16 protein-coding genes are annotated in these 10,354 nt (G+C 45.4%); all 16 read right to left on the bottom strand.

Annotation, left to right across the window (positions count from 1 at the left end; all coding sequences use genetic code 11):
• Positions 1-314 precede the first annotated feature (314 nt).
• Positions 315-2,543, bottom strand: coding sequence for a minor capsid protein (locus tag JUF13_RS13255; RefSeq protein WP_203640068.1), 2,229 nt, complete (start codon positions 2,541-2,543; stop codon positions 315-317).
• On the bottom strand, positions 2,527-3,951 hold the full coding sequence (locus tag JUF13_RS13250; protein ID WP_203640067.1) for a phage portal protein: 1,425 nt from the start codon (positions 3,949-3,951) through the stop codon (positions 2,527-2,529). The genes JUF13_RS13255 and JUF13_RS13250 overlap by 17 nt, the downstream gene beginning before the upstream one ends.
• Entirely contained in the window at positions 3,942-5,195 is a 1,254-nt protein-coding gene (locus JUF13_RS13245; protein ID WP_203640066.1) for a PBSX family phage terminase large subunit, read from the bottom strand. The genes JUF13_RS13250 and JUF13_RS13245 overlap by 10 nt, the downstream gene beginning before the upstream one ends.
• Positions 5,188-5,550 (bottom strand): phBC6A51 family helix-turn-helix protein, encoded by a 363-nt coding sequence (locus JUF13_RS13240; protein WP_203640065.1) that lies wholly within the window; start codon positions 5,548-5,550, stop codon positions 5,188-5,190. Before JUF13_RS13240 ends, JUF13_RS13245 begins: the two co-directional genes overlap by 8 nt.
• A gap of 31 nt (positions 5,551-5,581) precedes the next feature.
• On the bottom strand, positions 5,582-6,256 hold the full coding sequence (locus tag JUF13_RS13235) for a hypothetical protein (RefSeq protein WP_203640064.1): 675 nt from the start codon (positions 6,254-6,256) through the stop codon (positions 5,582-5,584).
• Positions 6,257-6,490: 234 nt separating this feature from the next.
• On the bottom strand, positions 6,491-7,009 hold the full coding sequence (locus tag JUF13_RS13230; protein WP_203640063.1) for a hypothetical protein: 519 nt from the start codon (positions 7,007-7,009) through the stop codon (positions 6,491-6,493).
• A 194-nt stretch (positions 7,010-7,203) separates the two neighbouring features.
• The gene (locus tag JUF13_RS13225; RefSeq protein WP_203640062.1) at positions 7,204-7,368 is read right to left on the bottom strand and encodes a hypothetical protein; all 165 of its coding nucleotides are present in this window, start codon (positions 7,366-7,368) and stop codon (positions 7,204-7,206) included.
• Complete coding sequence (locus JUF13_RS13220; protein ID WP_203640061.1) at positions 7,365-7,667, bottom strand: MazG-like family protein; 303 nt, start codon at positions 7,665-7,667, stop codon at positions 7,365-7,367. The genes JUF13_RS13225 and JUF13_RS13220 overlap by 4 nt, the downstream gene beginning before the upstream one ends.
• A complete protein-coding gene (locus tag JUF13_RS13215; RefSeq protein ID WP_203640060.1) occupies positions 7,664-7,915 on the bottom strand; it encodes a hypothetical protein in 252 nt (83 codons plus the stop codon). Before JUF13_RS13215 ends, JUF13_RS13220 begins: the two co-directional genes overlap by 4 nt.
• Positions 7,912-8,343 carry a DUF1642 domain-containing protein gene (locus JUF13_RS13210; RefSeq protein WP_203640059.1) on the bottom strand — a complete coding sequence of 144 codons (432 nt, stop codon included), beginning with the start codon at positions 8,341-8,343 and terminating at the stop codon, positions 7,912-7,914. Before JUF13_RS13210 ends, JUF13_RS13215 begins: the two co-directional genes overlap by 4 nt.
• A complete protein-coding gene (locus tag JUF13_RS13205) occupies positions 8,336-8,536 on the bottom strand; it encodes a YopX family protein (protein WP_236002704.1) in 201 nt (66 codons plus the stop codon). The genes JUF13_RS13210 and JUF13_RS13205 overlap by 8 nt, the downstream gene beginning before the upstream one ends.
• 163 nt (positions 8,537-8,699) lie before the next feature.
• Positions 8,700-8,831 carry a hypothetical protein gene (locus JUF13_RS14550; protein WP_268890211.1) on the bottom strand — a complete coding sequence of 44 codons (132 nt, stop codon included), beginning with the start codon at positions 8,829-8,831 and terminating at the stop codon, positions 8,700-8,702.
• A gap of 132 nt (positions 8,832-8,963) precedes the next feature.
• Entirely contained in the window at positions 8,964-9,224 is a 261-nt protein-coding gene (locus JUF13_RS13200) for a hypothetical protein (RefSeq protein WP_203640057.1), read from the bottom strand.
• On the bottom strand, positions 9,221-9,688 hold the full coding sequence (locus JUF13_RS13195; protein ID WP_203640056.1) for a hypothetical protein: 468 nt from the start codon (positions 9,686-9,688) through the stop codon (positions 9,221-9,223). Before JUF13_RS13195 ends, JUF13_RS13200 begins: the two co-directional genes overlap by 4 nt.
• The gene (locus tag JUF13_RS13190) at positions 9,678-10,118 is read right to left on the bottom strand and encodes a zinc-finger-containing protein (RefSeq protein ID WP_203640055.1); all 441 of its coding nucleotides are present in this window, start codon (positions 10,116-10,118) and stop codon (positions 9,678-9,680) included. The genes JUF13_RS13195 and JUF13_RS13190 overlap by 11 nt, the downstream gene beginning before the upstream one ends.
• Positions 10,115-10,354, bottom strand: a complete 240-nt coding sequence (locus JUF13_RS13185) for a hypothetical protein (RefSeq protein WP_203640054.1) — start codon at positions 10,352-10,354, stop codon at positions 10,115-10,117. The genes JUF13_RS13190 and JUF13_RS13185 overlap by 4 nt, the downstream gene beginning before the upstream one ends.

Below are 10,354 nucleotides of genomic sequence, written 5' to 3'. Positions count from 1 at the left end.
GATAGTGAATTCAAAACCATCTTAACCATTTAAAAGACCAGCACATCAACATTCTTCTTGACAAGACGTAGAAAAAAGCAGTTTTACGTCATGCTGGGGACAAACAGGGTATAAAAATAGCACTCAACGTTTTTGTCAGGTGCTAATAAACTCTATTTTTATCGTCACTGACGTGGTATGGCTCGCCTTTAATTAAACACTCCCGCATAAGTTCGTACGAATCCCCACTAGATTGATAGAGAGGAAAATTCTGTTTAAATTTATCAATATAAGCGTTAAGCAATTCACTTCTACTCATTTTCGAATAGTCCATCTTATCCTCCTTGAATCATATCCTCTACGATCTGTTCGTAAATCTTGTACGACTTGGGGAACCACTTCTTAATTCTACTGAGTGAACCAGGATTATTGATAGTCGCTGAGGTACATTCTGCAAAGAACTCCTTCTCAGCTGTACCATTGTGTGCCTGTGTTGCTCTTGAGATTTTAGATGTCCAGTACTTCTTATCGTGTCCAAATCCTAGTGACATTTCGCCGCTGGTTGCTGCGTCAATCATATCAGATACGTCTGCGTATTCCCGCCACTTAGACTCATCTTTACCGATGTTCTTTTCACGCCAAGCCCTACTTGCTTCATCAGGGGAATAGTATCCGTTCATAATTTCTCGAGCGACACCCATTCCTTCTTCGTGAATAGAGTCATACAAACGATACTTAGAGCTTTGAGAACCCGATAATACTTGTCGTAGTTCAAATTTCTTTTGACTCCGACGTAAGTAACGCGTACCAACGTAGGTTCCAATTTCATCAGTGTTATCCATTGCATGAGCCATTTCATGAAAGACCACATCAATATCATTTCGCGCTAACTCGTTCTTATTTCCAATAGTCTTCTTAGAAACGTGAACAGTTTTAGTGAATGGAGAATAGAAAGAATCTCCACTGTCGGTAGCCATAAGTGCAATGTGATCGTTATATTTCATGAACAACTGCTGCATGTTTTCAGGAGCCCTAGAGAGCCGACTATCAAACAAACTAGAACCGCTTGGTAAAAGCTTATCCAATTGTGCTTTATTCTTAGCATTCATTACCTCATCAATCGATGCCACGCCGGTCGAAGGACTCTTGCTTGTCGTTGCTGTTTTGCCAGTTAAGGCATTATTAGATTTAGCCTTAACTGCAGGAACAGACTTGACAGTCTTCTTTTTAACATTGGCGTGTGTTTTAAACTTCTTGACCTCGGCAATCCATGCAGCAACATCCTTAACTTCGACTTCTGTTGCAAAGCGTCCAAGATAATAATTGATATTGTCTACCAACTCGTCATTGTCTTCGTATCGAAGCAACTTCTGCAACCATTCTCGATTAACTTGCTGGCTGGTAGGAGCCTTGAAATTAATCATCTCTCCATCTGGCAAGTCGGCAACTTCTATTCCTTTTGGCCATTGACCTTTATCCAGTGGGTTAATCCCAATGATTTTCGGCATTGATTTATAAACTGGAACTGGTTTGCCTTCCCCAACCAGCTTCTTCCACTGGTTAAACTTGATGTCCTTGACCATCTTACCTTTGCCAGTATCAGGGTCCCGTGACCAACGTTCGGTTACATCAGGTAAATCTTCAATGTAAGGAACCGTCGTACAGCGGCACCGAGCGTGAATGAGAGGATAGTTAACACCAACTACTCGCTTATCTAGTCTGAAAATCTGGCCGTCTAAGCGTCCACAAGTGTCACAAGTATGACTCTCAAGTGTAGCCATATACTCGTACTGTTCGATATCATTCTCTTCATATCCCTGAGCCGTAGCTTCTTCGGCAACATGCCCCATTTCAGACACTACCAAGTTATGAATGTTGCTTCGCTTAATGTCCTGAAACCTTGCATGGAACATCTGACTAACCTTAGCTGGACTCCAGCCGAGTACAGTCCCACGAAGAACCGCATCCATCAGGTAACTAGGCAATTCCTTCTGATAGTTCTTCCAGATACGTTTAGAGAAATCCTTGCCATCCTTACCCCATGGGTTAGACACTGCCATCTTAAGTTGAGCTTCATTGAAGTGAGCAAAGTTAGCGGTAAAGGCGCCTTTTGAGGCCTGAATATTGTAGTTAGTCCGCATATACGTATCTTCGTACTGTTTGGCCAAGCCATTCCGCATAGTCTCAGTTCGTTGACTGGTGAAAGACTGCGTATGCTGCTGGAGTTGTTGCTCCAGGTTCTGTAAACGAGCGACTCGACTACGGAAATACTCAGCATCTAACTGATCCTGGTACCCACCAGACTTGGCTCGTTCCTCAAACTGCTTGAGCGTGAGCTGCCAATGCTTGGTATTGATGTCAGCCATAGCTTTCCTGGCTTCATCCTTATCAATCCCCTGGTTGTTGGCATACTTGACGTACCATTTCTCCATCTCAGCATGTAGGTCACGGTACAGCCCATTAAGCTCAGGCTGTAATGCCTTCTCGTAGGCCTCGGTAGACTTAATCTCTTTGGCTTTCGCTTGAAGGTGCCGACGTTCCCAGTAACTAAGCTTCTTCGTCATCCTCTTCACCGCCTACATCATCGAGTGCCTTCGGGTTATCATAGCCGTCATGCTTAACAATATCGTCTTGACGGTCTTGCAATTCCTGCTGTGGATCATCAACCAACGGATTACCCTTGGCAACAGCCTCATCACTAGTATACTGAGCAAGCTGTGATACAATCTGCGCCTGTTCTAGATTGTTCTGAATAGCTGTTCGAGTCCATGTTTGCGTAATCTTCCGGCCATCGGTATCAGCGGCACCTAGCCATTGAAGGATGGCCCGTACCAGCTCAGTGAGGCTGTCTCGGAAGTAAGACTCAGTGATAGACGCCTTTAGCTCCAAATGGCCATACAGCGCACGAATGGCGGTTCCTGAGGCATTGCCAATCTCTTTGAAGTCAGTCGGGTTAATACCTTGAGCTTCCACAAATAGGTCTGACTTGGTGACTTCCAGCAGTGAGTTCCGTGCTTCCACAGGAATATCGATGGTCAGCTTGTCGACGCCTGACTTATCGCCGGGTCCAATGCTATCCATCTTAACAGCGTGGTCTTCTTTTAGAGACTTCATAAAATTATCCAGGTCTTCCCCACCGAAGTTGGTGAGCACCAGGACAACCTGTTGGATGTCGTCAACATCGTTCACAAAACCATTGTAGATATTGTCGTACACATCAATCAGGCCCTTGTACTTAAGCAAATCTGGTCGCTGATACTTGTTCTTAGGAAATGCGATGAACGGGATTCGTCCTAGTTTGTGCTCCAGGACAGCCCCGGTGCCCGTCTCATCCCCGGTCGTTACATCATAGAGAGTGAAGCGGTCATCATACAACGATAGGTCGCTGTAGTCTGCCATTTCTGATTTGAACACCGTCACATCCTTATCAGTCCAGTACTCATGCACCTTGAAGAACTTGCCAGTGTCAGGGTCAAGCTGTTTGTACGTCCGTCTCAGCGCTAATAGCTTGCGGTCTAAGTCACTAGAGTAGATGGGCACGACCTGATCAGGCGGTACAATCCCATATCGGAACTGACCACTCTCATCAATCCAGTAGTGCAGCCAAGCGACCCCCGCATTAGCAGCGTCCACCACCATCTGATTAAGCCGAAGGTTGAAGTTGTCGCCCAGTGTGTCCTTAATCTCATCATTAAGCGTGTCTTCTTCCACATCAATAGTGGGCGGCACAGTAGCAACGTAGCCAGCCTCCTGGTCCACTAAGAGTTGGTGGAAGTTACTGCTGACTCGGTTGTCTGCCCGACGTAGCGGTTCGTCCTTGCCATCCCCGTTCAACTTAGACTCACCGTTATTTCTGTTGGTGATGTCGTTTTCGTTGAAGTAGTAGTGTAACGACTTATTGAAATTGGCAGCAAACTTAGTCCGTCGAGCATCGGTATTTTTCAGCAGTTTCTTCATCATTTTTACTTCCAAGGCCTGAATCCTCCCTTCTTCATCAATGATTCGAGTTCATACCTGGTCTTGTCAATCGAGTGATCGTTCCCATCAGGATAGCCAGCCTTGAAGTTGCCGTTAGGGTCACGAGCCAGCTCATAGCTGGTAAACTCTCTAGCCGTATTGGGGCACCGGACAGGGTCAATCACGATTTCGCGTAAGTCTTGCAGCCACTTGAACCCGTGCTCCCGGCTCCCTGGTCCCTTGCGAGCGCCAACGACGTTAAGCCCATAGTCCCGGAACTCAGCGATAGTACGCGGCTCAGCAGAGTCAGCAGTAATCAATCCATTCTCCGGATTAAGCCGCTTAATAGCTTCCACTGCCTCTCGATTGGTCATGCCGACCTGATAAATTTCGTTAAACAAAAAGACCCGGCGTCGTGCCGCGTCCCAGTATGCATCCCCATAGGCCAACGGGTCGTGTGCAAACCCGAAGTCCATGCCATGATAGATTTTATCGAAGTGACTAATCTCTTCGTCTGTAATCTCTCTAATAGTAAGATTGTTGAAAACCTCAGCGCCGGTACCGGTGACTTCACCCAAATACTCATGCGCATAGGCCTTAGGATTGTCCTTCTTAAGTTGCTCGGCATCAGCTAAGAATTCCTTGCCAAGCCAGTTTCTTGGTACTGACAAGTAATCAGATGTGTGTACCAATGTATCATCTCGGCGGCCCTGCTCTTCACGAGCTTGGTTAACCCAACTGTTGACGCTGGCAGGCGGGTTGTAAGAGTAGAAGGTGACAATATCTGAGCCACCACGATTCAATGACTGGTTGATGTTCCGGATTTCCTTCCAGCCTTTGAAGTCAGCAACTTCTTCAAAGTGCTTGAACTTCGTGTAGCCGTGCCGGAACTTCTGTGACTTGATTTTCTCTGGCTTGTCGGCACCCTTGAAACGAATCTGCTGACCGGTGGGGATGTAAGTCAGCTGCATGGGGCTCACTGAGTCTGCCCACAGATGGGAGACGCCCAGAGTATCAATAGCCCAGAGGTACTGGTCATAGACTGACTCACGGAGGTTAGACGCGTATCGCCGCATAACTACTGCGTTAGCGTCAGGATCCTTCATGATACCCAACACAATTTCGAGCGAAATAAAAGAGGACTTAGTTGATCCTCGTCCTCCTGATAACCAGTAATTTGAATGTAATCGGTGCTTGATGTCTTGGTGAAGCTGGTAAAAGCTCGGTGCCATTGAGTGAGCGAGACTAATCTTAGCCATTTTCATCACTCCCAGCGGGGATGTCATCGGTAATCTGCACGGGACCGACTGTTGCAGTTACGTCTTGCTTAACAGTTGGCATGAAACCAGCTCGATCCAGTAAGTCCTTAGCGGCGTTGTAACGAACCAACTCACTCTTAGCAGATAGTAAATGAACCATTGTACTCATCGCTTTAGGCGTTGACCTAGCTATTACACCATCCGTAAAAGTTCGCATTGCTTCCACAAATGCATCATCACGTTTCCAACGAGAAAGCGTGGTCGGATGAATTTTTAATTCTGCGCTAATTTGTGATTGAGAGAGATTACCCTCAAACATTAGCTCTATTGCACGTTTCTGCTTCTTCGTTATCATGTAATCCCTCCTCAATCGTTAGCGCTATTTATTACTCTTCCTTATAGTTTTTCACAAAATTTCCGTATCTGTCACGAGATTTCTGCAACCAACTATGATTAACTTTTTCAAAATTTTTATCGTACAATTCATTGTCTACAATTAATCCGCCACCGTGAATAACCTTCAAATCATATTTAAAATTATCTCGAAGGGTTACTAGATTGTCCACCGCAATTTGTGCCTGACTCTTAGACACATGATAAAACGGTTCATTAGCAGTTAATGCCGGCCCCTCTTTATCATAATATTTACCCGAATCCTTTTTTAGTATGCTGAAAGAATTTTCAATTTGAGCAATTGTCACATTCAGGTCCTTATTGTATGTCTGAAAATTTTGAAGATCATTATCGCCTAACACGGATAGTGACGTGTGCTGTAAAGTATCCTCATTATCTTTCAAACTCATCAAATTATATTTAAATTGGGACGCCGGTAATGAACTAACATTCTCTAACATCCTATATTTCATTAGCAGTCTATCACAATCATAAATTGAGTCCCTACAGGATGCTATCATCATTGCTTTAGCACCTTTCACCTGTTGATGATGCTGAAATGCATTGCTTATCTGTCCGAAAGCGGTAAAGCCAAGTGACGAGATTGCCACAATTGAGGCAGTCTTGCCTATCCATGAATGCCATATTCCTTTGATCCACTCTTTCATCTTCTAACTCATCCCCTAGAATTAAAGCATAACAAAACCCCAGCATTACTGCTAGGGCAAGTTTGAAGGAGCGTGGAATTATTGTTTCAACATCGCGGGTAAGGATTTTCACCTCACATACCTATCTTGGGTCTCCACTAAAACATACCCACCTTGGAGTCGGATGCGTCTACCTATTCCGCCACCGCAATACTTAAATCTATCTCACAATACTATAGTAACTCTTTAGTTCGGCTATTTCTGGACACCCGTTCGGCGTGTTTTGGACATATCGTTAAACGCATCAATCCCGAAAATCATAATCGAAAGATCATCGATGGCCTTACGCTCGTCCCGCCGAATAGTCTTCTCGTCAACCCGGTAGAAGTCGGCCAATTGAAGTCGTGTCTGCTTACCATCAATCAGATACAACTTCTTAATCACGTCATACCGGCGCCGGTCCTCAAACGTCCCTGCCGTACAGATTTCTTTGTATCGGCTCAAAATGTTATTGACAAACTCCATCATCTCTTTGGACCGCACCCGATACCCCAGCAAAGAGTACAGGCTCCGTTCATACTGCGATAGTGGAACATCTTCCTTTACCTCAGGTAACTCCACCGTCAAATGGTTCTCCAGCAACTGGTAATGAGACAGCAGAGACTTAGTGTTCCGCAGCTCTTCCTCAGACTCAATCTTAGAGAACTTGTGCCCCCGTGTGATCAGTCCATCCACAATCTTAGCAACAGTTTCATCCGATAAATCAATCGCCATTCATCAACACCTCCCGCACTACCGCGTTACGTTCCGAAATAGACAGCCGGTGATATGCCACCCGTACCGTATTCGGCCAACGCTGAAAGTGGTTGCTCATCCACATCATGGCTCGAATAATGTCGCCGCGTTGGTCTTCAAAAACAGTTAGTAGATAGCGGCGAAATGTTTTCTGGTCAGTTGTCATTATCCAATTACCACCATTCTGAATTAATTTTATGAATATACACACTAAATGCAAGTGCCGCTAAGGTCTGCAAATAATTACCCACTAGAAACGCATACAATGCGATGATTGAAAACAAGAAGGTGTAAAATACATCAGCAATCTTAATAAGAATGTCTATTTTTTTTGTCATAAATCCGCCTCCTTCACAAACACACCATCAACCAGCTTGCCCTTACGCCCACTGATTTCCTCACAAGCGGCTTCCAAACAATCTTGGATAGATAGCCCGCGTTGTTGACAGTAGATAGTCAGCACCACCAGAATGTCACCTACGCTGTCGATTACTTCGGCCTTGTGCTGTTTATTGTGGCCAGCGACCAGTTCACCAACCTCTTCGACTAGTTTCAGCAGCTGATTTTTGGATGGCTGCTCATCAAGGCGACGGGTTACCGACCACGCTTCAATTTTCTTGATTAGATCATTCATCATTCAGGATCCTCCTCATCATCTGGCATCTCGCGGTCAATCCAATTTGTTCCAGCAAACTCCGCTATGGCCGCCGCAAATTCAGGTGATACTTGCTTCCAGTAAAATGAACGAACACAGTAACTACACTTATCTTTACTGATGGTAACTACCCAGCGCCCCATATCTTCGAACATCACAATTTCAGCTGGCGCAACATGTGGCTCAAATCCTTCTGACAACGCAATTTCCTTAAATTCAGCGTATTTCACTTGTCTGCCTCCTCAATTTGATATCCGTCTAGCCATGCTCTAGCAAACATGTCTACATGACCAGCCATAATCCAATTTGCCACTTCCGAGCCGCCTGTCCGCGCTACTTCTAGCTGGTATACCTGACCGAGTACATGCTCCAAACCAATGTGTCGGACACGACAGGCTTCAATATAGTTTGCGACCGCCTCTGGAAGAACTGGCAGTTCAGAAAAATCACATTGGAACCCAATATCTTCCCAAACCGATACTTCTCTGCCTTCTTTGACCAGCCAGTCACCCTTACGAACCTTAACATTTCCCATGTACGTTGTTTGCACATAATAGTGGTCACCTTTTCGTTCCAGGTACCACTGCTCTACCATATCGTCTGAACCATCAAACTGTTCAGCCTGAACAGTAGCTGTCTTACAGTAGTCTTTAATCATTGTGCCCCTCCTCGGTAGTCTCATGAACATTGCTAAAAATTGGCATTCCCGTCAAATCACCCAGGCTCTCTTCGATATCCGTACATGAACCGACGAATGCCCCCTCACTGAAATAAACTAACCAGTGTGTGTGGTCGTCCTGGTCCTCTAAAATATCGCCCTCATAGATTTCAACGCCGTTAACGTCTTTCAAACCTGTGTACTGCTCCAATTCAAAACGGTTCGTCTCTAATCCTTGAAAGCTAATCCGTTCAGTGATTGATGATTTCAAGGTACCCACCGTAACCGTTCAGAAGTCAAAGTCCAACATCATCACTGGCACATACTTTCGCTTATCATTGTCCCATGCCCTAAACCTAACGTCTCTCATGCCGCACCTCCACTGGTTCTGCATTCTCACGTTCCTTATGCTCTCGTATATGCTCAGCCATCCGCCGTTTTTTCTTACGCAAAGTTGATTTTTTCGTGTGCTTTCGTTGTTTACTCATTTTTAAGCCTCCCGACTGTCGAAGTAGTCACAAACCCGTTCAAATTCTCCGATAGCAGCATCCAAGTCTTTAGTACCACCTTGATATCGGCTATCCGAAGACAATGCTTCCGCTAAAACCTGCAACGCTTCCTCAACCTTCATCGCTAATTACCTCAAATACTACGTGCTCACGGAACAACCGACCGTCAATGAGTTTCTTCTCGTGAATTGCTTCAAACTCATACGTTGGATACTCTCTAGAAAATCGGCGACTCACGCCATGCTTAAACTTCCGAATATCACGGATAGGATCACCAATCTCTGCACATAGCTTAGAGACTAGGAATGGCAGTTCTTCGAGTGTCTGAACTCGGCGGCCGGACCCGGCGTACAAGCGATTGTAGACAATCATTGCTTAGCCTCCCGCTTGCCCAAGACGGCGATTCTTGCATATACATCGCCGTGTGGTAAGGACTTTAGATAGCTGATTAGTCCATCAAACTCTGAATCGGTGAAAACATAGTATGGATTATGCAATAAGTTTTCAGCAACATCATCACGTGTATGGTAAGACTTTAAGGTATATCCCTTAGACCAAACAGTGTAAAACTTTTCACCGTTCTCTGTGTCACAAGCAATTACCACAATCCAGCGCTTCTCATCGTTACGTTTTTCAATTGGTGTCCACGCTAGTTCCGCCATCTCTTTAGAGATTCTCCGAGGTAATCCTGAAACAAAGTACTCTCCAACCTTCGTTTTGCTTATGAAAGAACCATCGCCATTTTTGCCAATCTCACGAATGAGCAGAATCCCAACTCCATCAAGTATTTCGTACCCTTCTTTTTCCAGAAATTCTTTCAAGTAACTAATCTTCATAGTCTTCCTCCCACCAGTCATTAGTTTCCATAATCGCTAGTGCCCGCATTAGGTCAGTCTCGTTGAAATACCCGAAGTGGCAGCAATCTAAGTCAATGCCCATAAGGTGGGCCATCCGCTTGTAGCAGCGACTCCGTGATAGCCAGTGTGACCGCCAGACTTTATCGAACCGAGAATGACATAGCATTTTCAACTCCTTCATCTCCGGCGTCGCTAAAATCCCTAACGGCATACGCGTTGGATGCTTGGCGGCCCCATCGCTGTAAACTCCCACACTTGCCTGACAATTGAGGCAGAAGTAGCAGCGACCATTACCGAACTCCCGGCCCCCGTAGATATTAGCGTTACTGGCGTACACAACTTTGCCCCCACAGTAGGGGCAGGGGTGCTTATCCCACTGCTGTGGTGCTTCCTTTAAGCTTTCCATCATTGCACCTCCTCCAAAAGATTACGATCAGATGCTAGCTCATAAGCTGCCGTCACTTCACTGGTCGCGTCACCACTCCGAACCGCCTGCGCTAAAAGTGAATCACTGGTGGTCAATTCATAGGCTAAACTAGCAATTGCTCCATCCACACTGGATTGCTCAATAACAATAGCCTTCGTGACCGGCACGGTTACTTTTTTCAATTTAAATTCGTTAATCAACAAATATTTTTTTGCCAT

Origin of the sequence: Levilactobacillus wangkuiensis, assembly GCF_016861605.1 — a bacterium.
In the GTDB taxonomy this organism is placed as follows: Bacteria; Bacillota; Bacilli; order Lactobacillales; family Lactobacillaceae; genus Levilactobacillus; species Levilactobacillus wangkuiensis.
The sequence above is the reverse complement of the archived record's forward strand: the minus strand, read 5'-3'. Positions and strand labels throughout refer to the sequence as shown.